The following is a 25,723-nucleotide window of genomic DNA, read 5'->3' as shown; positions in this document are numbered from 1 at the left end:
GAGGACCTGAACTTGGATCAGACGAATCCCACGAATCCCACGAATCCCACGAATCCCGTCAGTCCGGCTCGAAAGCCACTGAATGCCTATAAAGCGCTGTTCTTCGATGCAGGGGACACGCTCATTACGGTTCCGGGCGACTTGAATATCTTCCATGCTTACCTGGCTGAACACTCGCTCATCCGGGAAGCGGATCGGGTCGGACAAGTGCTGACCACCGCGATTCGCAAACACTATGTCGACAAACCGCTCGCAGTGGATGAGCTCTGTTCCCCGGAATCCGACCGCTTGTTCTGGACGGGGATCTATAAGGATGTGCTGAGCGAATTGGGCGCACCTGAGGAGTGGAGTGAGCAGCAGATCGAAGAGTGCAGCCTGGGGCTGTACAAGGAGTTCCTATCGCCCTGCCATTACCGATTGTTTCCCGATGTTCGGTCCAATCTGGAGCGCTTGAAAGCCATGGGCTTCCGCCTCGGGCTTGTCTCCAATTTCTCCACGGGCCTGAGAGACATTTTGGCGGACAAAGGCATTCTCGATTTCTTCGACCCGGTCGTCATCTCGGTTGAGGTCGGGATGGAGAAGCCCAATCCGAACATTTTCAAGTTGGCGCTATCCTTGGCCGAACTCGATGCTTCCGATGTGCTGTACATCGGAGATCACGAGATCAATGACCTGTGGGCCCCGGCCCAGGTCGGAATTGACTCCCGTCGGATCAAGCGCTACGATTACCATACAGGCGAAGGGATGACCTCGCTGGACGAATTGGTTTAGAAAGGAAGGTTACGCCATGCAGAACCCCCCTGAGCTTGATGACGATTCCCAGAAACGCGAAGGGATGCTGCGCAGGCACTTCTCCATCCGCATCAACATGTTTTTCTTCGTTACGTTCGTGTTGTTCTCCACGCTGATCATCAAGCTGGCTTATTTGCAGTTTGTGGAGGGGCCGGCGCTCAAGGCGGAGAAACGGGAAGTCACCCAAGGGAAAGTCTACATTCCTCCCGTACGGGGCAATATCTATGACGTCAAGGGAGCTCCGATCGCGACTTCGCGTTCGACGCAGACCTTGTTTATGCAATTATCCAAGGATGATACCTATGAAGAACTCCTCCATACCGCCAAGATGCTGGAAAAAGTGTTTGCCATGTATGGCAGCAAAACCGCAAAGCCTCTGACCGCTGAAGAGATCTTCAAGCTGATGGATACGGAATTTAATTACGACGAGTCGGAGCGGGCGCCGAAGGATTACTTTTACTCCCCCCGCCGAATCAAAAGCGGGCTGACCAACGACGAGATCGCTTATATCTCCGAGCATCGGGACGAACTTACGGGGCTCGATATCTCGGAGGAAAGCATCCGGGAGTATGAGGAGGACCCGACCAAGCAGGTGGCTGTCCAGCTCGTGGGCTATCTTCGTAAGTTCAGCGGTGTCACGGGAACGGATAAGAAGGGGGATATCGCGGACTTCTACCGCAACAAGAAAGAAGAGGAAGGGTATGAAGACCGGGAGTATGTTGGTGTAGATGGCTTGGAATATCTGTATCAAGACGAGCTGCGCGGCGTGAATGGCATGAAGGTGTATCCCGTCAATTCCCGAAACCAGATCATCGGAGACGCGGAGATCACCTATCCGGAAAAAGGCAAAAACCTTTATCTGACGATCGACCGAGATGTCCAATTGGCCGCGCAAAACGCGATCAAGGAGACCCTTGAAACCCTAAATAAATCAAACCGCAAGTATGAGTCGGATGGCAAAAATGCGAAGATGGGCTACGCGGTGGCGATGGAGGTCGACACCGGGCGGGTGGTCGCCATGGCCAGTTATCCGGATTACCAGCCGGTCGAATGGGAGAACATGACGGACGAGAAGTACATGAGCCTCATGAATCTCATTCCGAACGGAGCGATCCGCGACCGCCGCATCAACAGCCAGGACAACAAGCTGCTCGCTCGCAGCGCCTCTTCTCTCGTACCGCTCGGTTCGACGATCAAGCCGCTGTCCGTGTTGCTGGGGTTGCGCGAAGGGCTGTTCACGCCGTACGACACGTATTACGATTCAGGCTTGTTGACTTTCGGGAAGGACGGAAGCGGCCGGGTTACCAACTCGGAGAACCACGGAGCTCAATCGCTTACGCCAAGCAAAGCCATTGAGGTCTCCTCGAATACGTTCATGGCTAAGATGGTCGGGTTAAACCTCTATGATCGGTTCACTTATTATCAAGAGAAGGGCACTACCCCCCTTGATGTATGGGACAAATACATGAAAGCGTTCGGCCTCGGTGTGAGCACGGAGAGCGGCCTTCCGTTTGAATCGGTCGGTGTCCGGGATTACGTGGAGGACAAGAGCTCCAGTACCCAGAGCGTTCTGGTCATGTCTTCGTTCGGTCAAGGCGCGAAGTATACCACTTTGCAGTTAGCCCAATATGCTTCCATGCTGGCGAACCGAGGCAGTCGTCTGAAGCCGCTGTTCGTCGATCGGATCACCACCTACGACAACAAAGTGGTGCATACCTATAAGGATGACGTTAAAGTTCTGAATACGGAGAAATTTACCGATCAGCAGTGGAACACGGTCATTAGCGGCATGAAATCGGGTGTGGAAGGCTTTGACGACTTCCCGATCTCCTTCGCCCGGAAGACGGGGACTTCGCAATCGTTTATCGCCGGAAGAACGGACCTGCTCAATGCGACGTTCATTACCTTCGCTCCGGTCGAGAAGCCGAAGCTGGCCATCGCTGTCGTTGTTCCGGAAGGCGGATACGGCCGTTATGGAGCGGCGCCGATCGCTCGCAAGATCTATGACGCTTACTTCGGCTTCAAGCCGAAGACGGACGAAGGAACGACCGGTAAGGAAACGACTCCCGGAACGAACCCGGCGACCAACACTCAGGGAACAGGTGCGCAGAATGCCGCGAATGGCGGAATCGGCGGAAACGGCGGAAATGGGACTACGAACGGAGCAGGAGCTGCCGGAGCGAATACGGGCAATACCGGAACGGGAAATGGGCAAAAGCAAGAAGTTGCCGATGGCGTCTTCCGAGTGAACCCGTAGCAGATTCATGCGCATGACAGGGGAACCTGGAAATGAATCTATCTCGCCCGTTCTCTCTAGAATCGGCGCACAATAAAGGAGCCTTTTCACGGGAAATCGTGAGAAGGCTCCTTTTTCGTTGTTGAAGGGGTAAGGATTGTCCTTAGGAACGATTCCTTCAGTTAAGGAGTGATCTCCTTGAAGGAAGCATCGTACAGCCGGAACATCGTTTTGTAGCCAGATTCGTCCACTTTGATCCCGACATCCAGCCTGCCGGTGATCTCCAGCGGTCCAGACTTGTAGCGAAGCTTCTGTCCGTCTGAAACGAAGACGATCATGATCTTGTTCCAATAGGTTTCGTCTCCGTTATCGAAGGGACATTCCGCTCCGGGAGCCGGTATGAGCAGGAACCAGTGTTTCTCGAAGGAGAGCACCTCTCCCATAAAGCCCTTGATCGTAACGGTGGCATCGTCTTCGCTCAGATCCCAGAACCGCTCCGAGGGCTTGGTCTGATCGGTTCCGTCGAAGAAGTCCGACCAGCCGATGGCAACCGGACCGGAGCTCTCCTTCTCCCCCTTGGGTGAAGAAGCCGGGCTCTTCGAACCGGCCTCTGAACTGGCGGTGGGAGATGGGCTTCCAGTTCCGGCGGAGCCGGCAGGCTTGCCGGATTCAAGCGGCGGCTTTCCGGCAGGAGAAGCCGACTCCTTGGCGGCCCCGGCGGGATTCGGTTTGCCGGGTGCGTGACTGCCGGCGGCGGGTGACGCTCCGACGGTCTCGGCGGTTCCAGCGGATGCGGATGGGGAGAGGCCGGGGCCAGCTGATGAAGCGTTTGGCTCGGTCTCCACCACCCCACCGGAAGTCAACTGCTCCCCGTTCCCGTTGTCTTGAGCGGCAGGAGAAGCTGATCCGGTTGCCGATAAGGGAGCGGGCGAAGCGGGAGAGCTAGAAGCAGCCGACGTTCCCTTCTCCCCACCCGGAACGGAGCTGGTTTCGGCGTTCCCTGCCGGGCTCGAGGAAACCTCCGCCGGAGAGGAGACGGCTTCCCGGAAGGAGCCCGCCTCCTCCGTCTTCCCGCTATTCCCGCAGGCGCTCAGAAGGAGCGGCAAGCTGATTGCCAATGTGAGCAGCACAAGATTGGCTCTTGAGAACAGGGCGAGCGGCTGCATCCGGTATAACCGGAAGGCCGAAAGCAGAGAGGCGGCGAGCCCGATGGCGAGTGTGCCGATGGCGAGCAGACTCTGATCCGGGCTCCAAGCCCAGGGATGGAGCTGCACGCCTATCTTGGCGAAGACGGTCTCGCGGATGATCGAGGCGACCAAATGACCCGAGAGAAGCCCGCTGACCAAGCCGGCTCCCGTCAAAAGCAAGCCTTCGCTCATGACCGTCAGCCAGACATAGCCCTTCGGCTTGCCCAATAACCGAAGCAGCCCCGCGTCCTTCGTACGTTCCCCGGTTGCGGCAATGAGCGACAGCAGGATGGTGATGGAGGCGAGGATGACGCATAAGCCCGTGATTAGGCTGACGAGCCGTGAACCTTGATCCACCGTATTCACGACGTCGGCTACCGCTTTGCTCGTATAGACAGCCTGGACCCCCAGAGCGCTCTGGCCCAGCGTCTCCTTGAGAGTATGGGCGCCGAGCAGAGAGGATGGTTTGACTAGAACGGCCGTGATTTCGCGGTCGGCTCCTTCCAGATGGTGAACCGCCCAAGCGTAGTCCACCGTTGTGAACACGGCCCGGTCGTCCGGGGTATTTAGCCTCGGCAGAATTCCGGCCACCGTGTAGCGGAAGCTCTCATGCGCGTGCTCTTCCGATTCGTGCTCCTCGTCGTGCTCGGAGCCGCCTGCTTCGTCATGATCGAAGGATTCCCCCGCCTCTTCCACAAGCCCGTGAGCGCCCGTAAAGCTGTCTCCTACATGGAGTCCGGATTCTTTCGCGGCCTGCCAGCCAAGAACGGCTTCTCCTGTTTGGGCATACAAGCGACCAGCCGAGAGCTTGCGGTCTCCATAGCGAACCGGGAAATAGCCCGGATCGATTCCGACAACCGGAAATCCGTGCATGCGGTCTCCGGTTGTAAATGCAAAGGCTTTGTCCACCCCGGAATCGCTCCTAACCTGATCTAGGACGGACAAAGGAATGTTCCCTGTCGGCGCACCGATGTGATAGAACGTGTTCAAGACAAGCTGGGTCTCGCTTCCCGCAGCCCCGATGACGAGATCAAACGGGCCGTAGCCCTTCTCGGCTCCTTGCTCGACGCCGCTGCGGAACAAGGAAAAGAGGAGGATAAAGGCGACGGTAGCCGCGATGGAGAGTGCCGTGAGCAAGGAGAGGAACAAACGGTGACGGATGTTACGAAAGGTATAAGAGAGCAGTTTCATGCGGGACTCGCCTCCCGGCCGAGGGTCTGCTGCGGCTGCGGTACCGGTTTGCGGAGGACGTTCACATCACGGATATCGACCTGCTTCGGGAAAAGCGCCGCCAAATTCGTATCGTGAGTCACGACGATCATCGTTTGCTTGCCGGCGGTGCCCAGGTCAAGCAGCAGTTGGGAGATTTCCGCCGCCGTCTCGTAGTCCAAGCTTCCGGTCGGCTCATCCGCCAGAAGAACAGGTGGATTGTTCACAAGAGCGCGAATGATCGCCACGCGCTGCTGTTGGCCGCGTGAAAGCTGGGAAGGCCTATGATCCGCACGATCGGCAAGGCCGACTCGATCGAGCCATTCCAGGATGAGGCGGTACCTTTGCTTAGCGGAGAGCTTGGCGGAGAGCGCCATGTCGATATTTTGCCGCGCGGAGAGGGAAGGAATGAGATGGAAATCCTGAAGCACGTACCCGATCATGGCGGAGCGGCAGCGGTCTCTTCGGGTCTCGTTCAAGGCGGTCAGCTCCACTTCGTTCAGCTTGATGCTTCCTTCGTCGGGCAGGGAAATTCCACTGATCAGATGAAGTAGAGTGCTCTTACCAGACCCGCTCGGTCCGGTAAGAGCCACCTGTTCACCCGTATTCACTTGCCAAGAAGGAACATCAAGGATCGGAAGGCTGCCGCCGCTTACCCGAAATTGTTTTTTCAGGCCGGTGATTTGCAGCATGGGTTCCTCCTTATTTGATGACAATCCGTTCGGAGAGCGTATCCCAACTGAGCGACTTGCCAGTCAGCCCGCTGAATGCCGCCAGCGGCAGGTAGACCGTTCCATTGTCAAAATCGACGGTATAAGAAGCCGCTTTGCCGTTCAATTTGGCCGAGAGCGCCGTCTTGTCGATATCGATGGATGTTTTTCCGAAGACGAGCTTGGTGGTGGCGGCTCCTCCCGCGTAGCTGGCGCCGAGTGCCTTGGCCAAGCTTGAAGCGGGGTACAGCACTTCTCCGGAGCGCGTGATCTTAAATTTGGGGTAGATGTACTTGGCTTGCAGCGCTGCCGATTGCTTCGCGAGATCCACTCCTACGATGGATGCAGATTCCTTGGCAATCTGGGTATTGTCGATTTGCCCCTTCACCTTCGTGGCGATCGGGCCGTACGCCCATACCCCGACATCGACGGCGGAGTGGCCGTGGCCGGACCAGCCGACGAGCAGCCGTTTGGAGATCACGGCGTTGTAGGCGCCTTCCTGCTTATAGGAAGAACCGTCTCCGGCCATGATAGAGCTGACTTCTTCGTCGGTAAGGTCGGTAAAGCCGGTGTTCGCGGCGACGATGCTGCGGATTTCCTCCGGCGTCTTCGCATTCGCAAGCGAACTGGCGATCGATTCGGAGGAGTGCTTTTGCTTATCCCAGAGGTCGATATTCAGCTCGTAGATATTGTCACGGGACAGGGACAGGCCTCCCGTTTCATGGTCGGCGGTGACGACCACGGAGGTGTTGCCGTCCTTCTTGGCGAATTCGATGGCGGTCTTGAAGGCTGCGTCGAAATCAAGCACTTCCTGAACCATCGTCGGCAGGTCGTTGGCATGGCCGGCATGGTCGATGCGGCCGCCTTCGATCATCATGACGAAGCCGTTTTTATCTTTGGAGAGAATGGAGAGTGCGGATGAGGTCATCGTGGCAAGACTCGGAATCTCTGTCGTGCGGTCGGGGGTGTAAGCGACATGAGAGCTTCCGAACAGGCCGAGCACCTTGGTCGTGGAAGCCGGCAGAGCTTTGAGCGAGCTGGTATTCTCTACGATGGCATACCCTTTCGCCTTGAAATCGGGCAGAATGTTCTTGTCCGTACGCTTGCCCTTCTCATCCTTGGTTACGAAAAATTGCTTGCCGCCGCCGAACAGCACATCTACTCCGCTGTCCAGGTATTGAGAGGCGATGGCCGATTCGTTGTCGCGATTGCGCACATGAGAAGCATAGACAGCAGGGGTCGCATGCGTGATGCGTGCGGTCGTGACGAGTCCGGTTGCCTTGCCGCTGGCTTCAGCCGCTTCAATCACGGAGGCGAAGGGCTTGGCCACATCCTCGTTCGATACGCTGATGCCGGCATTGTAGGTTTTGTGGCCGGTGGCAAAGGCCGTTCCGGCTGAAGCAGAATCGGTTACGACGCCGGAGACAACGGTCCCGCCGTCTTCCCCACGATCGGCAAAGGTCGTGGCCTGTCCGACATAATAGGGGTCCAGATTCAAGTGCGTTACGTTCTTCTTGTACTGCTCGTAATAGCGGGCCGCCGAGATTTGCGCCGGACCCATGCCGTCTCCGATCAGTACGATGAGATTCTTGGATGCAGGTTTGGCATCTTTGGCGTTGCTTGATGCCGATTGTGCCGCGTAGGCAAAGCTGCCGGTGGAGAGGACGAGGCAGGTGAGGCCGCTCAAAACTGCTTTTTTGGTCCATTTGCTCATTTCCAATACCCTCCTAGTGGTCATCCGAATCTTCTCCAGTTTAAGGGGCAACTATTCTCAGGATGTAAAATAATGGACGTGTTTTCGTAAAATTTACCCAGCAGCCCTTCCTTTTGCCAGGATGATACGGAGCCGTGCTCTGAGGGAAAGCCGTGGAATGCAGGTTGATGAAGGGTCGTGCTCTGAGGGAAAGCCGTGGAATGCAGGTTAATGAAAGGTCGTGCTCTGAGTCTGAGGAAGGCGCGGATATTCGCTGCCATAAACGTTCATTCTCCGCTCTGACCCGCTGATCACCAGATGAATGAAAATTATGTGGCCGAATTTCCAACCATCGCTATGCCTGTGGTATACTTATGTATCGAAAAATAGCAAGAAGAATGCCGATCCGAGACAGAAGAAGCGACCGGCTGAATTGGAGTGTGGAGATCGATGTGCGGAATTACAGGCATGATGTTGTTTAATGGCCTTGCCTCCTCTAGAGAAACCTTGCAGCGAATGACGGATGTGATTGCCCACCGAGGACCGAATGACACGGGATTCTTAACGGATGCGGGAGTGGGCCTCGGCTTCCGACGCCTCTCCGTTATCGACATCCGCGAAGGGCATCAACCGCTCTGCAACGAGGATGAATCGGTCTGGATCATTTTCAATGGCGAAATCTACAACTACAAAGAACTGCGATCGATGCTGATTGACCGTGGACATACGTTCCGAACGGCATCTGACACGGAGACCATCGTTCATCTCTATGAGGAGTTTGGCGAGGATTGTGTCAAGATGCTGCGCGGTATGTTTGGCTTTGCGATTTGGGATCAACGGAAGCGTAAGCTTCTCGCGGCCCGAGATCACTTCGGCATCAAGCCGTTCTATTACCACTATACCCCGGAAAGGTTTGTCTTCGGCTCGGAGATCAAGAGCATCCTGGAAGCGGATGGGATGGAGCGCTCCGTTCGTCCGGAAAGCCTGCTGAACTACCTCACCTTCCAATATGTTCCCGAACCAGATACGATGTTCGCGGGCATCCAAAAGCTTCGTCCGGCTCATTACCTGACGGTGACGGAAGACGGCCGCATGACCCAAACCCGGTATTGGGACCCGATGTTTGAGCCGGAGGACCGGCCGTTCGAAGACTACGTGGAGGAAATTCGCACGAAGCTGCGCGATTCCGTGGAGCATCACCTCGTGAGCGATGTGGAGCGGGGCTGCTTCCTGTCGAGCGGCATCGATTCCACCGCTATGGCCGCGCATATGAGCATGTTCGAATCGATCCAGACGTTCTCCGTCGGCTTCGAGGGTGCGAACAACGAGACGATCATCGCCGAGCAGACGGCCAAGGCGCTCGGTACTCAACACTTCTCGAAGGTGATCACCGAGAAGGATTACTTCGACAGCCTGCCGAAGGCCGTCTGGCATCAAGACGAACCGGTAGCCGACCCCTCGGCCATCGCTTTGTACCATCTGGCTGAGTTGGCCCGCCAGCATGTGACAGTGGTGCTGTCCGGTGAAGGAGCGGACGAGTTGTTCGGAGGCTACCGCATCTATCGGGAGCCGTTGTCGCTGAAGCCGCTGGCCTGGCTTCCGGCTCCTCTTAAGCGGGCTCTGCATCAAATGGCGGCCTTGCTGCCGCAGAGCTTCACGGGCCGCAATTACTTGCTGCGCGGAACGACCCCTTTGGAAGAACGCTTCCTTGGCAACGCCAAGATTTTTACGGAGGATATGAAGGCGTCCGTGCTGGCGAGTCATGCGGATCTGCTCGGAACCTACAAGAACCCGATCCAAATCGCAGGAGACTATTACAACAAGACCCGTCATTTGGACCCGGTTAGCCGGATGCAATACATTGACATGAATCTGTGGATGCCGGGGGATATCCTGATGAAGGCCGACAAGATGACGATGGCCCATTCCCTGGAGCTGCGGGTGCCTTTCCTTGACAAGGAAGTGTTTGACCTGGCGAAGCGGATTCCGATGAAATATCGTTTGGCGAACGGGACGACCAAGTACATTTTCCGTAAAGCGATGGAAGGGATCATCCCCGACTTTATCCTCGACCGTCCGAAGCTCGGCTTCCCCGTGCCGATGCGCGACTGGATGAAGGGCTCGCGCGGCACCCAGATTCTGGAGCAGATCGAGGCGGGCGGCATCGGGGACTACGTCCGTTTCCCAGCCGTCGAAGAGATGCTGGCCAAGCATCGCAAGGGGGAGGGCGATTATGCCCGCCGTATCTGGACCATTTACATGTTTGCCCTGTGGCATGAAACCTATTTGCAGCCGGGAAGCGCAGGACAAGGAGGTAGCCGTGACGCCAAATTCTATCAAGCGTTATAAGCTGATTGCTCTCGACATGGATGGGACTGTTTTGAATGAGGAGAGCCAAATCTCTCCCGAGAACCGCAAGTGGATGGAGCGCGCCATCGAACATGGGGTTCCAGTTATGTTTGCCACCGGAAGAGGGCTGCAGAGCGTTCAGCCCTACGTGCAGGAGCTCGGACTTGCCTCTCCGATGGTTGCAGCCAACGGAAGCGAAGTGTGGGAAGCTCCCGGCAGGCTGAAGACGCGGCATCTCATGGAGGTGGAATGGATCCATGAAATGGTCGAGCTGGCCAAAAAGCATGACTCCTGGTTTTGGGGATACGCGGTGGAAGGCCTCTTCAACAAGGAACGTTGGCTGGATGATCCGGGAAGCGTCGAGTGGCTGAAATTCGGGTTTTATTTGGAGGATGCCGAGGTGTTGGCGAAGATTTACGCCGAGCTGGAGCAGACGGGCCGCTATGAGCTGACGAATTCGCATCCGTTTAACATTGAAGTGAATCCGCATGGAGTAAGCAAGGAAAGCGGTATGCGCGAGGTCTGCGACATGCTGGGGATCACGATGGACGAGGTCATCGCTATGGGCGACAGCCTCAATGACCTCAAGATGATCCGGGCAGCCGGTCTTGGCATCGCGATGGGCAACGCCCAGGAGGAAGTGAAGGCTGCCGCCGATTACATCACAGCGCTCAACACAGAGGACGGAGTGGCCCGTGCCATTGAGAAGTTTGTCTTTGGCGGATAGGCCGCCCGCAAGAGAAGGCGGAGAACCATAAACGATTGCAGGAAAGAGGGGATCATGCTTGACGATCGTCGGTTGGCTGTTGATTCTTATTCTTTTTGTAGTAGGAATGATCGGAACGGTCTACCCGGTTCTTCCCAGTGTCGTGGCGGTATATGCTGCTTTTTTCGTGTACGGCTGGTTCTTCGGGTTCGATGAGTTCGACTTTTGGTTTTGGGCGCTGCAGACGGCGATCTTCCTCGGTATCTTTGTGGGGGATTATGTCATAAGCGCGCTTGGAGTGAAGAAATTCGGCGGTTCTCGGGCATCGGTCATCGGCAGTACGATCGGTCTTATCGTCGGGCCGTTCGTGTTTCCGTTTCTCGGATTGATCCTGGGACCGTTCGTCGGCGCGCTCGGTGGAGAGCTGCTGGTGGGCTCGAGCTTTGGCAAGTCGGTGAAAGTCGGCGTGGGCTCGCTTGTCGGGATCTTTTCCAGTGCGGTCGCCAAGATCATCCTCCAGCTCATCATGATCGTCTTGTTCTTCATCTGGATTCTGTAGTCCGCGAGCGCTTCGCTGGGCGAACAGAGTCGTGGTTTCCCATTATTCCTCTGAGGTGATATTGTGATCAATGTAACCATTTGGAACGAGTATCTGCATGAACGCCAGCCCGGCATTGTCGCCGAGGTCTACCCGAAGGGAATCCATGAGGCGATTGCTGAAGGGATTGCCAGCGAGGATTTTCAGATTCGCACCGCTACGATGGATCAGCTCGAGCATGGGTTGACCGAAGAGGTGCTGAAGGAAACCGATGTGCTGCTCTGGTGGGGACATATGGGCCACGATCAGGTGACGGACGAAATCGTTAATCGCGTGCATGACCGGGTTCTCAAAGGGATGGGGCTCATCGTGCTCCACTCGGGCCACTTCTCGAAACTATTCAAAAAGTTGATGGGCACTTCCTGCGACCTGCGTTGGCGGGAAGTAGGCGAGAAGGAACGCCTCTGGGTTGTCGATCCGGCGCATCCCATCGCGGAAGGAATCGGCCCGTTCTTTGAGCTGCCGCATGAAGAGATGTACGGCGAGCATTTCGATATTCCCGCGCCCGACGAGCTTGTGTTCGTGAGCTGGTTTGAAGGCGGCGAAGTGTTCCGCAGCGGCTGCACCTATCACCGCGGCCAAGGGAAGGTGTTCTACTTCCGTCCCGGACACGAATCGTACCCGACGTATTACGATGCCAATGTTCTCCGCGTTCTCTCTAATGCGGTCCGCTGGGCGGCCCCCAGGCACGGGGCAAGCCCGATTTACGGACACAACCAACCGTTGGAAGAGATCCGCACCCCAAATCCGCTGGAGGGATAACCGGCGGCTTGATCAGTTTCGGCGCAACCCGCCAGAAGGAAGAAGGTCGCTTGCTTGTCCAAGGATTCCTTAGTCAAAGGCACCGTTATTTTGACGCTTGCCGCATTCGTCGCCCGGTTTCTCGGGTTTGTCCAACGCATCCCACTGCAGAATTTGCTCGGGGACAGCGGGATGGGAACCTATACGATTTCCTATAATGTTTATTTTATTTTCTTTACGATTGCGACGGCGGGCTTCCCGAGTGCGGTGAGCAAGCTCGTCTCCGAGCGGATGGAGCTAGGCCGCAAAGCGGAAGCGGAGCGGATCTTCCAAGCCGCCATTTGGTTTGCCGTCATATCCGGCATTCTGATGACGGTGATTCTCTATCTGTACGCTCCGATTCAGGCGGCAGCCAGCAAGGACCCGAGTGCGGTCGGTCCCATCCGGGCGATTGCTCCGGCGCTTCTCCTGTTCCCGCTTGCCGCGATTATCCGCGGGTATTTTCAAGGACGTCAGCATATGATGCCGAACGGCTTGTCGCAGATCTTCGAGCAGATTCTGCGCGTGGTGACGGCGGTATTTCTCGCCTATTGGTTCATTCATGTGGTGGATTGGGGGCTTTCCTGGGGGGTTACCGGCGCTTCCTTCGGAGGCGTGGCGGGAACCATCGGGGCTATTCTGGTGCTCCTGATCTATCTCGTTCGGCTCCGCAAGAAGGATGAAGAGGAAGGCAATATCCCGTCCGAACGGGAGGTATTGGCCGCCAGCCGTATCAAGTATACGTCGATCTACAAGACGCTTCTTGTGATCGCGGTGCCGATCGTGCTTTATTCGGCAACGGTCCCGATGGTGAACTACATCGATTCCTCCATCGTGAAGCCGCTCCTGATCTCCAGTCTCGGAGACCAGAAGGCGCAAGACATCCTCGGGCAGCTCGGAGGGCGCGCCCAGTCTCTTGCCGGACTGCCGATCGTGCTCGCCATCGCGATCAGCCAATCGATCGTGCCGATCATCTCCGCGGCTTTCGCCAAGGGAGATAACCGCCTGGTAGCCAAGCAGGCGGGCCGCGCGATGCAGTTGGCCGTCCTGACCGGGATGCCGTTCGTCATCCTGATTACGGTCGGCGCGAAGCCGATCAATTCCCTCGCCTTCGGCAACGCAGCCGGGACGAGCCTGATCGCTTTCCTGACGGTTACGGCGATGTTCCAGATTCTCATGCAGACCTCCGGGGCGATCCTGACCGGCATGGGCGTCATGAAGCCGCTCGTCGGACATGTGATCATCGGCCTTGCCGTCAAGCTGATCGTGAGCTATGCGCTCGCTCCCTTCATCGGCATCTACGGGATTATGGGCGGAACGGCTCTATGCTTCATCATCATGTCCTGGCTCAACCATCGCAGTCTTAAACAGCGGGTGGAAGGCTTCCATATTTTCACGCGCGGGCGCTGGACCCGGTTCTATTTCACGACAGCCGTCGTTTCCCTTGTCGGTTATCTCGTCGCCTGGGGCTCCGGTAAGCTGATCACCGGCATTCCGTACCGGATCGATTTCCTCGTGCAGTCCTGCCTGGTGGGCGGCGTGGTTTGTCTGCTCTATGTCGTGATGCTCGGTGTGACCAAGGCCGTGACGAGAGAAGATCTCGAAACGTATCCGGCTTCCGTTCGTCGGTTGGTCACCAAATTTGGCCGGCTTGTCGGCTTCAAGCTCTAAGAGTTTCGAATAGAAAGGTTCCGGCTCTAAGCGAGCGGCTTGCTCCATGTTTTAGCGAGCAGCGCGGCTTCCTGCGCCTTGAGCAGGTTCAGGTGCTCCCGGTCCATGATCCACGAAGCGGGTGGCTTAAGCGCGGAGAAGTGCTTGAGCGGACTCATATCGCGGAACCAATCGGCGGGAACTGCGGGCTCAACTGGGCGGTTAGGCCAAGCAGCAGCAAGCGTCGGACTGTACCAAAGCGAGTCAGCACCAGACACCTCCATCTCACCCCGAGATGGAGGTTTTTGTTTGGTTGGCGAGAAGAGCTTCGGCCAATAATCCGCCCGAGAGCCGGTATGCGGCACCTTGTCGGCAAAGCTGCGGCAGCCTGCGTGAACGGTTGCGATTCCGAAGAGGAGGGCATAGAGCTTGCGGCCGAATCGGATGCGTTCGTTCAGATCGGGAAAATCCTCCAATGTGATCCCCGCAAGCCGAACCTTGTTCTCGGCATTCGTCAGGTAGGGAAAGAGCACCTGGTTCACATGAAGGAGCGATTCCGCGTGAAAAAAGGGCTGTTCCAGCACGCTTTTGACGAACAAGGGATTCTCCACGACTCTTCCTTGAATGTAATTCTGTTCGTTGATGATAAGTCCGATGGCAAGCGGGACAGGGTCGCCGGTTTCGGCAAAATCGTCCCAAAGCGGCGGCATGAACGTAGAGACCGGCAGCCGCTCCAGCAGGAAGGTCAGCCTCCGTCCGCGCCGTTTTCCCTCCTGATAGAGCAGAAGCTGAGGGTAGGCATCCTGAAAGATGAGGGCGTTCGCTCGCTCCAGCATCAAGTAGAGCGCTTCTGATTGCCTGTTTCCGATGAGCTTCGGAACGAGATCGCCTTTCAGATCGGTCATGTTCCAGCCGGAATTGCGGGATACCATATGGGCAAGAAAGGCCCAATGAAGCTCGGGATGACGAGAATAGATCCGCTGGTAGGCATAGGTACGGGTTACATTGTTCCGATTCATCCGAGCGGTTTCTTCTTGAACCCAGCGAAGAATCGCTGAATCCGCATCAGCGACAGACTCCATTCTTGCTGACTTCACCGGATTCCCTTCATTCGGGAGCACAAGCTCGGCAGCCGCTTCCATCCCGAAGCGTTCGGATTCTCGCAGTGTCGTTGCGAGTAACTCCGACCGCTCACGCAGGTCAAGCCGATGCGCTTGAACCGACTGAAGGGCGGTACGGAGGAGGGCTCCCACCCTTTCTGCCGCCGTTGAAGTGAGGGCAGGTGGGACATCGCGGGTCGACCGGCTCTTGTCACCGGATGAGGGAAGACCCTCTTGGGCTAGCAAAGGGTGAGCCGCCTCCGGCTTACTGCGGGTAAGGAAGCGGGTTTTTATCGCTTTCACAGCTTCTTGCAGGCGGTTGATCGCATTCATGGGGCATCGCTCGCTCCTTCTTCACGCTTTCCGGTTATTTTTCCCACCGGGTGAACGAATTAAACCGGCATTTGACAATGTCGCCCTTTCGGTGCAAGATCAAATGAAGATGAACCAACCGAATGATAACAACAGATAGCAGGAGGGAATAACCATGCGCCAGATTCATCAGGATGCGGAGTTTCGAACCCAGATTGCGGAAGAAAAGCCGACGGTTGCCGTCTTTAAAGCGGTATGGTGCGGAGATTGCCACTTTATCGACCCGTTCATGTCGGAGGTGGAAGTCAAATATGGAGACCGGATCACCTTCGTTCATGTCGATCGTGACGAGCTGCCAGATCTTTGCAGCGAGCTGAACATTCTCGGCATCCCCAGCTTCATCACCTTCAAGAAGGGTGAGGAGCTGACCCGTTTTGTCAGCAAGCTGCGTAAAACGCGCGAAGAGATCGAGGAGTTCCTGGACAAGAGCCTGCAGGTTGCCGAGCTCTATCCCGGTGCGGCCAAAGCATAACGGCGACCACGCCGAAGAGCGGCTATCATGTGGACCGGGAGCCATTCTTTCGGTCCTCTGTTCTGTCCAACAGGACGTTTTTCGGCTTTGCAAAAAGCTGGAGAACGCCCTGTTTTTTTGAAACGGGCGGGTAAAACCGATATAATGGGCTTGAAATCCTTGCCATAATCGGACCTTATTTTCTAGTCAAGGGAGCTTGCTCATGCACCGGAATTTGCGACAATTCATCGATCTTCTGGAACGGGAGAAGGAGCTTGCCATCCTCTCAGCCCCCGTCGATCCTTACCTGGAAATCGCCGAGATTCATCGCCGCGTAATCGAAGAAGGCGGACCGGCCCTGCTATTCACGAATGTAAAAGGAAGCTCTTTCCCGGTGATCACGAACCTGTTCGGGACCTCCCGCCGAATGGAGCTCGCTTTCGGAACTCGTCCCGAAGAGCTGGTCAAGCACGCGGTTGGCGCGCTGGAGCGGCTGCTTCCCCCTACGCCGCTAGCGGTCTGGAAGGAGAAGGGGCTGCTCTGGGAGCTGCTCAAGGTAGGGACGAAGACCGCCGCTTCCGCACCTATCCTGGCAGCGAGTCGGGAAAGCTCTCCTCTCGAGGGGCTGCCGGCGCTCACCTGCTGGCAGGAGGATGGCGGTCCCTTCGTTTCGATGCCCTTGGTCTATACGGAGAGTCCGGTAAGCGGCGCGAGCAATCTGGGCATGTACCGGATGCAGATCTATGATGATCAGACCACCGGCATGCATTGGCAGAAGCACAAAGGCGGCGGCTATCATTACAGCGAAGCGCAGGAGAGAGGTGAGGCGCTGCCGGTGACGGTCTTTCTCGGCGGGCCGCCTGCACTCATCGCTTCGGCGGTAGCGCCGGTGCCGGAGATGCTCCCGGAGATTCTTCTTGCCTCCCTGATTCTCGGGGAGAAGATCGGCATGGCTCCCGCACCGGATGGCGGCCATCGGCTCATTGCAGAGGCCGAGTTCGCTATTCGCGGTAAGGTTCCGCCGCATCTGCGCCGTCCGGAAGGACCGTTCGGCGACCCCTACGGCTACTACTCGCTTACGCATGATTTTCCAGTGCTTCAGGTAGAGCGGGTGTATCACCGCAAGGATGCGGTCTATCCGGCGACCATTGTCGGCAAACCGCGGCAGGAGGATTATTACCTTGGCGAATACTTGCAGAGGCTCTTGTCTCCGACGATTCCACTCGTCATGCCCGGCGTACGCGAGCTGTGGACCTATGCGGAGACGGGCTTCCATCCGCTCGCTGCGGCCATCGTTCGCGAGAGCTATCGCCGCGAAGCGCTCGGTCATGCCTTCCGCATCCTTGGAGAGGGCCAGTTATCCTTGACCAAGCTCCTGCTGGTCACCGATCAGCCGGTTCGGCTGGATCGGTTCGACGAGCTGCTTCAAGCCGTGCTGGAACGGTTTGATCCGGAAGAAGACCTGATCATCATCACCCCTTCTTCGCATGATACGCTGGACGATACCGGACACCGCCAAAGCCATGGCAGCAAGGCGATCCTGCTTGGAGTGGGAGAACCGAAGCGGAAGCTGCCAGGCGATTATCGGGGCGGCGTCATTCCAGGCATTCGCAGCGCAGAACCTTACTGCCCCGGTTGCCTGGTCGTCTCCGGCGCTGGCTATTCCGCCGATCCGGAGCTGTCGGAGCGGCTCGCAACCGAGCACGGCGACGCACTCGCCGACTGGCCTCTCGTCATCCTGACCGAAGATGCGGCGGTGGCCCGCGACCAGACGGCATTCCTGTGGACGGTTTTCACACGCTTCAATCCCGCCGCCGATCTGTACGCCCGCACCCGGGTGGAGCGCCATCATCTCAGCTATCGGCTTCCGCTCGTCATCGATGCGCGCATGAAGCCCGGCTACCCGGAAGAGCTGTTCCCCCGCGAGGATATCGTCAAGCTCGTGGGCGAGCGGTGGAAGGAGTATTTTCCACACGTGTGAATGGCGAGAGGTTGCGCGAGGAAAAATGAGCCTCAGAAACAGAGCGAGTTCCTTCTCTTCATGCGCGCTGCGCGCTGCGCGCTGCGAGCGGCTCATTCGGCGGCTCCATGTCGCATTCGGATCGAGCCAGCCGCTCGATCTGCCCTGTCACCTTAGAGAAGAGTCGAGGATACCTCGCGCCGGCGACCGTGCCGTAGAAGATGGAATCGGCTCGCTTATACCACCTTAACGAACCCATAAGGAGAGATCATATGCTGCGCTTTCTGTTCGGTGAGGCACGCCGGCTGGATACGGGGGCATTGGCGGAAGCCAATCGCTGGCTGATCGCTTATCTGGCTCATCCAACTACAGGGGAACGCGGATCATCGTCGGATAAACGGGAGGAGCGCAAGGCGTTTAAGCTCTCCGTGATGGCGAAGGGCCTGTACCGCTCCCTCGATGAACTGGAACAAAGCTTGTATGCTTGCCGGAGGTTCGGCGATCTCGTGACCAGCTCCTACATGGAAGAGATGGATCAGTCGGAAGAGGACGATTACCACCGCTGCGTGTATTTTTACAAAAATGCGCTCATCCGGGTGTTTTCCTTGCTCGACAAGCTGGGAGAGTTCTTGAACGAGAGATTTTCACTCCATACGGAAGCCATCAAGGAAAGCTACTCGTATTTCACGGTGCTTCGCCGTATGAAGGACAGCCGAACCGCTCCGGTGCTGGAGCAGGCTTTGTTCGACTTGAAGCAGAAGCATCAGGATCCCCTTCTTCGGCTGAAGAAAATCCGCAATCTGGAGATTCACGCCATCAACGAGGAATTAACGGATGATTTGCTGCTCGTGCCGGGAACGACGCAAACCCCCGTCGAAGACTTGAAGCGAAAGCTGCAGGATCTGGAAACGGGCTATGAGGCGGCCTGCGGCGCCGTTGTTGAAGTGTTCCGCTATCTGGGAAAAGGCCGCGGGTAAAGGCTGGAGCGGCACGGGAAACCACTACTCGAGACGCGGGAGGGGAGAGCATGAAGGCTCGGAAAGTTGCCCTGATCACGGGGAGTGCAAGAGGGCTCGGGAAGCGAACCGCATTAACGCTGGCTGCGGGCGGCTGCGACATCGGCTTGAATTATCGCCACAGTGCCGAGGAAGCGCAGCAGCTGCGGAGGGAGATCGAAGAGACGTACGGAGTCCGCTGTGTGGCCGTTCAAGCGGATATCTGCCGGCCGGACGATCTTTCGCGCCTCGCGGAAGAGACGGTACGGCAGCTTGGAGACATCGATATCCTGGTCAACAACGCCGGTCCGTTCATTCACGAGCGGCGGTTGTTTGCGGATTATTCGCCGGAGGAGATTCGCTACCTGCTCTCCGGCAACCTCGGAAGCGTCATCGAGCTGGATGCGCTTGTGCTTCCGGCGATGCGCCGGAACGGCTGGGGGCGGATCATTCACTTCGGCTTCGGTCGGGCGGCGGAATCGCCCGCTTGGGTTCATCGCGCCGTCTATGCGGCGGCGAAGGTCGGGCTTGTCTCGTTTACGAAGACCTTGGCCGTAGAAGAGGCGAGGAACGGCATCACGGTGAACATGATCTGTCCGGGCGACATCAAAGGCGACAACAAGGAGAAGCTGATCCGCGAAGCAGAACTGCTGAGGGATGAGCTTTCGCCGCGCGGCAGGCCGGGGTCCGGCGAGGACGTCGCTCGCGTGATCGCCTTCCTATGCCAACAGGAGTCGGATTTCATCACCGGCAACATCTTCGACGTGTCCGGCGGGCTCGATCCGATCCGCTCGCTATCCGGCGGCATGCAGCGGCGAGCGGATTGACATCCGGGTTTCTTGAACTTCATCGGCCCGGCAGCAACAACAAAAAAAGTCCGCATCCATCGGATGCGGACTTTACGATTATTAGAATACCTGAACAACCTCTTCGATTCCTTCGACTTCCTCCACGAGGGCGCGCTCGATGCCTGCTTTCAGCGTGATGGTGGAGCTGGGGCAGCTTCCGCATGCGCCTTGCAGACGCAGCTTCACGATTCCTTCTTCCACATCGACGAGTTCCACGTCGCCGCCATCGCGTTGGAGGAACGGGCGCAGCTTGTCGAGAACCTCTTGTACTTGGTCGTACTGGGTTTGGGTAGTTTCGCTCACAATAGATCAACTCCTTTCCTTCGTCCCCTTATTATATTACAATGAGGGCAAAAAATAAAATCGACCGGGAGGAAATCATGCGACCGATCATCGAGTTTTGTTCGAGCAACATGCACCACGGAACGGACCGCGTGATGGCCGAACTGGAAGCGAATCCGGAGTACGATGTGATCGAATACGGCTGTCTCGGTAACTGCGGCGAATGCGCTGTGCAGCCTTTTGCGCTCTTGAACGGCGACACCCTTCTCGCCGAAACCGCCGAGGAATTGCAGGAGCAGCTTCTGCAAAAAATCCGCGAGGCGGAGGAAATGGAACGTTTGTTGTCCGATGAGCCGGATTGACAAGGATGGATGAGAAATGCAGGATCGTATTCATGTCCAACAAGAAGATCCGAACACCCTCGATGCCAAAATGCTAATGAACTTATTATCCGACACTTTAGAATCCATAACCGGGGATAGTGGGCGGAGCTCATTTGATGTTTCAGATATAGGTGTTCCGCGCTCCCTCTTTGTTATCGCACGAAACGGAGACGGAGCTCCAATCGGTTGCGGAGCGATTCGTCCCGTTGACTTCCATAGGGCTGAACTAAAGAGAATGTATGCCCAATCGAAGGGGAATGGAGTAGGAACGGCGATCTTGTCGTATCTAGAAACACAGGCACAGCACCTCGGCTATTCCGCCATTTGGCTGGAAACACGAGTTGTGAATAAGGAAGCAGTCTTTTTTTATGAAAAAAGGGGTATCACCGAATGGAAAACTATGGAAAATATAGAGATCGTGAAGAGTGTTTATGTTTTGAAAAAGTTCTTTTTGGATAGTAGAAAACGCACTGAACACGATGGTTCACGGCAGAAATGAGGAATGCAAGGAACATGACGATGAACATCGACAGAAAAAAGAAGATCGCGCTGGGAGCCGTGTTGATCGGCTGTGCGGTTGTCATCATTCTCTTCCTATCGTTCTCCCCGATTACCCGTCAGGCGGTCCGCTCCACTCCATTAAGCCATGAGGCGATTAACGGGGTCCAGGTCCGCGACCGAATGGATGATCCCGCTTTTGTAAGCCGCTACGGGAGCCCGATAAGCAAAGATGACAATGACTTGTATGATTATTACCATTGGGCAGGTGGGCCTGTAACCGCTTCGGTCAATTCCGGGGATAAGCAAGGCACGATCATGCGGGTGATCCTGACCGATCCCGAAGGACAGCCCTCCTCGGCCCAGCTCCAGACGGAGAAAGGCATCCGGCTGGGCGACTCGAAGGAGAAGGTGCTGGCTCTGTACGGCGGCGATTATTACACGAGCCGGGAGCAGGGCGCCGATATCATCGGATACATCGATCATGAGGAACATCTCACCTTGGAGTTTTGGTGCTCCGAAGGAAAAGTAGCCGAAATTCGGCTGGACGATTCCACGGTAAAGTAGAGCGCGGCCCTGACCGATTCGGTCAGGGCCGTCTTGTATGCTCTGGTTGATAGACTTCCTTGTTGTTACCTGCACCAGCTGCTTTCGATTAGCCGAAATGCCGTTTAGACATCCAGAGAACGCCGCTCTTCAGGGTGCGGGGGATCTTCCCGACGAGTACCGTATGTTCGCCCATCACGCCGAACCCCGACCGTTTGCCGAGCGAACCGAGTACGCCCTTGAGCTTGATTGCGCCAAGCCGGGGCGTTTCGTTACTCCAGAGGGCGAGAAGCACTTCGGCAATCTGCTTGCCTTGGGCTTCCGCTGCTTGCGCGCTAGGCGATAAGACGAGGCTCGCGCAATCGCCGACCACATAGACCTCGGGATAATCGGGAATTTGGTGAAGCGCATTCAACACGATTCGACCGCGAGCATCCTTGGGGACGTTCAACTGTTGAACGAGGGGGCTCGGTTGAATCCCCGCCGTCCAGACCATTTCGTCCGAGAGGATCTCTTCCTCTCCGTTGTGAAGACAGCTTCGCTCCACGCGAGTCAGCGCCACGTGGCCGCGTAGCTCGACTTCATGCTGAAGGAACCATTTGCGTGTGTAATGCTGCAACTTCTCCGGGAACGAGGAGAGGATGCCGGGGCCGCGGTCCAGGATGCGGATATGGAGATCCGATCGGCTTTCTCTCAGCTCCGCCGCAAGCTCCACCCCGCTTAACCCACCGCCGACAACGGTCACCTGGCCATAAGGCCGAATATCGCATAACCGCTGATAGGCGGTCCGGGCTGAGCTGAAGCTTTGAATGGTGCAAGTATTCTCTTCTGCGCCGGGCACTCCGTGGTAATGATCCGTACAGCCGAGGGCGATGATGAGCGTGTCGTAGGAGAGCGGCTCTTGGTCGGCCAGATGAAGGAGTCTTTCCGAGAGATCGATCTGGAGGATGTCGCCATACCGTTTGGTCAGTCGAGCGTCCTCTGGAAAGGCGATGCGCAGCTCCTGGTCCGCAACGGTTCCGGAGGCGAGGGCGTAATACTCCGTCTTCAGCCCCTGAAAGGGCATGCGGTCCACCAAGGTGAGGTGAACATCGTCCGGTATTTCCTTGCTGAGAAGTTCATTGACAATCGTCAAACCGCCGTATCCGCCGCCTGCTACGACAACCTTGCGCATCTGCGATCCGTCCCCTTCCGCCAAGGACACCCCAGCCAGGACATCCCCTCTCTGGATTAATAAACCTTCACTTCTCCGTAAAAGGTATCTCGTTCCGCCGGTATCCGGTCGGCCGATTTAATGAGATGGATGAGTTCGTCCTTCGTCAATCCTTCTGGCGATAAGGCGCCAGCCGCATGGCTGATGCGTTCCTGTACGATCGTTCCGTGTACGTCGGAAGCGCCGAAGTGCAGCGCGATCTGGGTAATTTGCGTGCCGAGGTTGATGAAATAGGCTTTGATGTGCGGGATGTTGTCGCACATGAGCCGGCTGACGGCAATCGTTCGCAGGTCATCGTAGGCGGACACCCGCCGCTTAAGGCCCATCGATTTCTTTGCGGGCTGAACGGCATTCGGAATGAAGACGAGAAAGCCATTCGTTTCATCCTGCAGCTCGCGGAGCAGGATCATATGCGTGAGCCGCTCCTCCAGCGTCTCAATCGAGCCGTACAGCATGGTAGCATGGGTTTTCATGCCCATGCGGTGGGCGGTGCGCTGCACTTCCAGCCACTGCTCGGTGGTCGCCTTGCCGACGCCCATCTTCTCCCGGTAGCGCTCGGAGAGAATCTCCGCTCCACCTCCAGTCAGCGTCCCGAGCCCTGCGTCAAGCAGCGCTTGCAGCACTTCCCGGTAGCTGAGCCCCGACAGCCGGGAAAAGAACTCGATCTCAGCGGCGGTATGAGCCTTGACGGTTACTTGGGGATAGCGCTCCTTCAGAGCGCGCACATAGCCAAGGTAGTAATCGAATGAGACATGAGGATTGTGTCCGCCTGTGATATGGAATTCCCGCGTGTCCGGTTGGATGTGTTCGTCTATGTAGGCGAACATCTCCTCCGGACTCACCGTGTAGGCTCCTTCTTCCCCCTGATCGCGGCGGAAATGACAGAAGGCGCAATGCGCTTCGCAGACATTCGTGAAATAGAGGCTCATATTGTCAATGAAATAAACCTTCTTGCCGTTCTTGCGCAGGTTGACTTTGTTCGCCAGCATGCCGAGCATAGCCAGGTCGTCGGATTGATAAAGAAACAGCCCTTCCTCAAGGGAAAGCCGCTCGCCGTGCTCGACCTTCTCGGCAATGGCCGCCATACGTTTTTCGGGCGTTGGGATGATGATGCTCATTCGCACTCTCCTTGCTTTCCGTTTACGGAATCAGACTCTTATATGAGAATAATTATAAACAATCGGAAGAGGGAGGGGCAAATCAAACGCCTGGGATTTTTAGCCCGCAGCTCAGCGTCGTTGGTCTTCACGGGGACGACCTTGCGCAGGCCATTTTGCAGCGAAGGAAGGGAAAAGGCGCAGGAGCTTGCCGATAACCACGACGATGATGTAATTCGCCGTCAGGCTTCCTAGGAAACTGAGCGGATTCATGTGAGTTCCGGATAGAAGCCAAGCATGATCATCCACTCCCGTATATCGGGTATAGAAAGGGAATGGAATTCCATGCTCATAAGCTCTCATCGAGCCGATCAGCTTCACTCGGCCGGGAATGGCCCAAACCGCTATAACGGTGAGCCAAGCCGCCACATGGACAGCTTTCCAATGAATTTTCATACCAGAGAATCCCCCGTCTGATGAGAATAGATAACCATAAAATATATTAATTAGTATATTCTACAAAGTAGAGCAAGACAATAACCGGAACATCTCGTCTTGAGGGAGGGACGGAAACGGGGTATACTTGAATGAGTGAGAACTTTTATCAATAACCATAAGGAGGCAAATTCCATGATCGATATATCGGCAGCAGCTGTCGGCAAAATCAAGGAAATGCTCGAAGGCGAAGGAAATCCGAAGCTGTTTCTGCGTCTCGGTGTGAACGAAGGGGGCTGCAGCGGCTTCACCTACCAGATGGGACTCGATGATGAGCGCGGGGAAGGGGATCAAGAGCTGGATTTTGACGGATTGCCTGTCATCGTGGCGGAGGCCGACTTGAAATATTTGAACGGCCTCAAGGTCGATTACCAGGACTCCGGCTTGACCGGCGGCTTTACCATCGACAACCCGAACGCCGTCGCCACCTGCGGCTGTGGCTCCAGCTTCCGCACTCGCTCCGATGCGGGCAAGGCGGAGGTTTGCGATTGAAGAATGTTGCACCTACGCGATTTTTCTTTCGCTGATCTTGGGCAAAGACGATGATTCTTACCGGTGCCGACCCGTTCACGTTGCAGAAAATGAGCGGATGGTCCGACATTCGAACGATGCGTCGCTATATCTTTAATGGACAGCCGTAATTATACCGCGCCATTCCTCCAGGGGTGGCGCTTTTATCGTTTCTTGACATATGATCACGTGGAGGTGACGCCATGAGGAGCGCAATTGATCTTCTGATATTTTCGGGAGGGATCGGATTGAGTAAATCGAATTAATTACATACCACAATCGAACAAAGAAACGAGAGATAAAAATGAAGGTATCCCTATTAACCAGTGGTTTTCCTAATGGATTCACCGATGATTTTGTTAAATGCGTAAAGGAATACTATCTTATGACGGGGTCGTTTGTTTTTATTGCATCTGACTTTTCAGGATATTCTAAAACAGATCATTATTCCGATGTCATTCTGAAAATGTTTAGAGATAAAGGTATTGTATTTGATGAGGTTCATGTCATTGATGATAGAATCTCAAAAGAGAAGGCCGTGCAGGATATAGAGGAAGCGGATGTTATCTGGATTTCAGGCGGAAATACCCTCGAACAGATCAAATATTTGAAACAGTATAATCTGCTTCCAGCTTTACAGAGTAGAGATTGTATTATTATTGGTATGAGTGCAGGCTCTATAAATATGGCTAAGAAGGTTGTGTTGGCAAAAGACATCGATGATAATATTCCAGAGTTATCTATTTATGATGGTATTGGACTTGTTGACATAAACATCGAACCACATTTAGATTCTGCTAGTAAAAAGCACATAGAAGAAGATATTTACGAAGCATCACAGGTTGCGACCATTTATGGACTTTATGATAACTCATTCGTTAAGATAGTCGATGATAAGATGGATATCTTCGGTGATTACTTCAAATACGAAAATACCGGGAAATAAGCAACGATTGGTTCCAGAATAAGGGCATCGTAACGAGATAGAGCATTTAACGAGATTATAGCGCCAGTTGCTACGTGAAAGGCACGATCCTCTTCGGCGGCATAAGGCGCTTCTTTT

General features: G+C 55.8%; 25 protein-coding genes. 16 read left to right on the top strand and 9 right to left on the bottom strand.

The genetic code is table 11. From position 1 onward, the window contains the following. Window positions 1-12 precede the first annotated feature (12 nt). Window positions 13-771, top strand: a complete 759-nt coding sequence (locus BN2684_RS12130) for an HAD-IA family hydrolase (protein ID WP_058302393.1) — start codon at window positions 13-15, stop codon at window positions 769-771. Window positions 772-787: 16 nt separating this feature from the next. Further along, window positions 788-3,049 carry a peptidoglycan D,D-transpeptidase FtsI family protein gene (locus tag BN2684_RS12125; protein ID WP_082651907.1) on the top strand — a complete coding sequence of 754 codons (2,262 nt, stop codon included), beginning with the start codon at window positions 788-790 and terminating at the stop codon, window positions 3,047-3,049. A gap of 161 nt (window positions 3,050-3,210) precedes the next feature. On the opposite strand, the gene BN2684_RS25260 is transcribed toward BN2684_RS12125, so the two are convergent. The 3 genes from BN2684_RS25260 to BN2684_RS12110 are packed head-to-tail and all read right to left on the bottom strand — an operon-like array spanning window position 3,211 to window position 7,848. Then, complete coding sequence (locus BN2684_RS25260; RefSeq protein WP_316245515.1) at window positions 3,211-5,406, bottom strand: ABC transporter permease; 2,196 nt, start codon at window positions 5,404-5,406, stop codon at window positions 3,211-3,213. Beyond that, window positions 5,403-6,116: an ABC transporter ATP-binding protein gene (locus tag BN2684_RS12115; RefSeq protein WP_058302392.1), complete on the bottom strand. Its 714-nt coding sequence runs from the start codon at window positions 6,114-6,116 to the stop codon at window positions 5,403-5,405. The genes BN2684_RS25260 and BN2684_RS12115 overlap by 4 nt, the downstream gene beginning before the upstream one ends. Before the next feature lie 10 nt (window positions 6,117-6,126). Then, window positions 6,127-7,848 carry an alkaline phosphatase gene (locus BN2684_RS12110; RefSeq protein WP_058302391.1) on the bottom strand — a complete coding sequence of 574 codons (1,722 nt, stop codon included), beginning with the start codon at window positions 7,846-7,848 and terminating at the stop codon, window positions 6,127-6,129. Window positions 7,849-8,277: 429 nt separating this feature from the next. Between BN2684_RS12110 and asnB the strand changes: the two genes are divergently transcribed. The 5 genes from asnB (at window position 8,278) to BN2684_RS12085 (ending at window position 13,931) form a co-directional block, all read left to right on the top strand. Further along, window positions 8,278-10,176: an asparagine synthase (glutamine-hydrolyzing) gene (asnB, locus tag BN2684_RS12105; RefSeq protein WP_058302390.1), complete on the top strand. Its 1,899-nt coding sequence runs from the start codon at window positions 8,278-8,280 to the stop codon at window positions 10,174-10,176. Next, window positions 10,148-10,903: a Cof-type HAD-IIB family hydrolase gene (locus tag BN2684_RS12100; RefSeq protein WP_262360921.1), complete on the top strand. Its 756-nt coding sequence runs from the start codon at window positions 10,148-10,150 to the stop codon at window positions 10,901-10,903. Before asnB ends, BN2684_RS12100 begins: the two co-directional genes overlap by 29 nt. A gap of 58 nt (window positions 10,904-10,961) precedes the next feature. After that, a complete protein-coding gene (locus tag BN2684_RS12095; RefSeq protein WP_058302389.1) occupies window positions 10,962-11,441 on the top strand; it encodes a DUF456 domain-containing protein in 480 nt (159 codons plus the stop codon). Between the two features lie 63 nt (window positions 11,442-11,504). Further along, window positions 11,505-12,242: a ThuA domain-containing protein gene (locus BN2684_RS12090; RefSeq protein WP_058302388.1), complete on the top strand. Its 738-nt coding sequence runs from the start codon at window positions 11,505-11,507 to the stop codon at window positions 12,240-12,242. A gap of 54 nt (window positions 12,243-12,296) precedes the next feature. Further along, complete coding sequence (locus BN2684_RS12085) at window positions 12,297-13,931, top strand: putative polysaccharide biosynthesis protein (protein ID WP_058302387.1); 1,635 nt, start codon at window positions 12,297-12,299, stop codon at window positions 13,929-13,931. A gap of 26 nt (window positions 13,932-13,957) precedes the next feature. Here the strand turns inward: BN2684_RS12085 and BN2684_RS12080 are convergent, their stop codons facing one another. Next, on the bottom strand, window positions 13,958-15,343 hold the full coding sequence (locus BN2684_RS12080; RefSeq protein ID WP_058302386.1) for a DUF2515 family protein: 1,386 nt from the start codon (window positions 15,341-15,343) through the stop codon (window positions 13,958-13,960). A 154-nt stretch (window positions 15,344-15,497) separates the two neighbouring features. Here BN2684_RS12080 and BN2684_RS12075 point away from each other — a divergent pair, with 154 nt between their 5' ends. Together BN2684_RS12075 and BN2684_RS12070 are read left to right on the top strand one after the other, a co-directional pair. Next, window positions 15,498-15,854: a thioredoxin family protein gene (locus BN2684_RS12075; RefSeq protein ID WP_058302385.1), complete on the top strand. Its 357-nt coding sequence runs from the start codon at window positions 15,498-15,500 to the stop codon at window positions 15,852-15,854. 202 nt (window positions 15,855-16,056) lie between these two features. Beyond that, entirely contained in the window at window positions 16,057-17,814 is a 1,758-nt protein-coding gene (locus tag BN2684_RS12070; RefSeq protein WP_058302384.1) for a UbiD family decarboxylase, read from the top strand. Between the two features lie 58 nt (window positions 17,815-17,872). On the opposite strand, the gene BN2684_RS24525 is transcribed toward BN2684_RS12070, so the two are convergent. Continuing rightward, entirely contained in the window at window positions 17,873-18,052 is a 180-nt protein-coding gene (locus tag BN2684_RS24525; protein ID WP_148449955.1) for a hypothetical protein, read from the bottom strand. Between the two features lie 13 nt (window positions 18,053-18,065). On the opposite strand from BN2684_RS24525, the gene BN2684_RS12065 reads away from it, so the two are divergent. Together BN2684_RS12065 and BN2684_RS12060 are read left to right on the top strand one after the other, a co-directional pair. Then, the gene (locus BN2684_RS12065) at window positions 18,066-18,770 is read left to right on the top strand and encodes a Cthe_2314 family HEPN domain-containing protein (protein WP_058302383.1); all 705 of its coding nucleotides are present in this window, start codon (window positions 18,066-18,068) and stop codon (window positions 18,768-18,770) included. A 50-nt stretch (window positions 18,771-18,820) separates the two neighbouring features. After that, window positions 18,821-19,615 carry an SDR family oxidoreductase gene (locus tag BN2684_RS12060; RefSeq protein ID WP_058302382.1) on the top strand — a complete coding sequence of 265 codons (795 nt, stop codon included), beginning with the start codon at window positions 18,821-18,823 and terminating at the stop codon, window positions 19,613-19,615. A gap of 81 nt (window positions 19,616-19,696) precedes the next feature. Here BN2684_RS12060 and BN2684_RS12055 read toward each other — a convergent pair whose 3' ends face one another. Next, window positions 19,697-19,939: a NifU family protein gene (locus BN2684_RS12055; protein ID WP_058302381.1), complete on the bottom strand. Its 243-nt coding sequence runs from the start codon at window positions 19,937-19,939 to the stop codon at window positions 19,697-19,699. Window positions 19,940-20,016: 77 nt separating this feature from the next. On the opposite strand from BN2684_RS12055, the gene BN2684_RS12050 reads away from it, so the two are divergent. The 3 genes from BN2684_RS12050 to BN2684_RS24960 are packed head-to-tail and all read left to right on the top strand — an operon-like array spanning window position 20,017 to window position 21,366. Then, window positions 20,017-20,280, top strand: a complete 264-nt coding sequence (locus BN2684_RS12050) for a YuzB family protein (protein ID WP_058302380.1) — start codon at window positions 20,017-20,019, stop codon at window positions 20,278-20,280. A gap of 16 nt (window positions 20,281-20,296) precedes the next feature. Beyond that, window positions 20,297-20,800: a GNAT family N-acetyltransferase gene (locus BN2684_RS12045; RefSeq protein ID WP_199825316.1), complete on the top strand. Its 504-nt coding sequence runs from the start codon at window positions 20,297-20,299 to the stop codon at window positions 20,798-20,800. A 20-nt stretch (window positions 20,801-20,820) separates the two neighbouring features. Continuing rightward, window positions 20,821-21,366, top strand: coding sequence for a hypothetical protein (locus BN2684_RS24960; RefSeq protein WP_148449953.1), 546 nt, complete (start codon window positions 20,821-20,823; stop codon window positions 21,364-21,366). An 88-nt stretch (window positions 21,367-21,454) separates the two neighbouring features. On the opposite strand, the gene BN2684_RS12035 is transcribed toward BN2684_RS24960, so the two are convergent. From BN2684_RS12035 to BN2684_RS12025, 3 genes are all read right to left on the bottom strand, one after another. Then, window positions 21,455-22,519 carry an NAD(P)/FAD-dependent oxidoreductase gene (locus tag BN2684_RS12035; protein ID WP_058302568.1) on the bottom strand — a complete coding sequence of 355 codons (1,065 nt, stop codon included), beginning with the start codon at window positions 22,517-22,519 and terminating at the stop codon, window positions 21,455-21,457. Between the two features lie 56 nt (window positions 22,520-22,575). After that, a complete protein-coding gene (gene mqnE, locus BN2684_RS12030) occupies window positions 22,576-23,676 on the bottom strand; it encodes an aminofutalosine synthase MqnE (protein ID WP_058302378.1) in 1,101 nt (366 codons plus the stop codon). A 111-nt stretch (window positions 23,677-23,787) separates the two neighbouring features. Beyond that, window positions 23,788-24,111, bottom strand: a complete 324-nt coding sequence (locus BN2684_RS12025; protein ID WP_058302377.1) for a hypothetical protein — start codon at window positions 24,109-24,111, stop codon at window positions 23,788-23,790. Between the two features lie 174 nt (window positions 24,112-24,285). On the opposite strand from BN2684_RS12025, the gene BN2684_RS12020 reads away from it, so the two are divergent. Continuing rightward, window positions 24,286-24,642, top strand: coding sequence for a HesB/IscA family protein (locus BN2684_RS12020; protein ID WP_058302376.1), 357 nt, complete (start codon window positions 24,286-24,288; stop codon window positions 24,640-24,642). Window positions 24,643-24,964: 322 nt separating this feature from the next. Further along, the gene (locus BN2684_RS12015) at window positions 24,965-25,606 is read left to right on the top strand and encodes a Type 1 glutamine amidotransferase-like domain-containing protein (RefSeq protein WP_058302375.1); all 642 of its coding nucleotides are present in this window, start codon (window positions 24,965-24,967) and stop codon (window positions 25,604-25,606) included. Window positions 25,607-25,723 lie beyond the last annotated feature (117 nt).

The organism is Gorillibacterium timonense, assembly GCF_001457415.1.
In the GTDB taxonomy this organism is placed as follows: domain Bacteria; phylum Bacillota; class Bacilli; order Paenibacillales; family NBRC-103111; genus Gorillibacterium; species Gorillibacterium timonense.
This window is presented reverse-complemented; position numbering and strand designations above follow the sequence as displayed.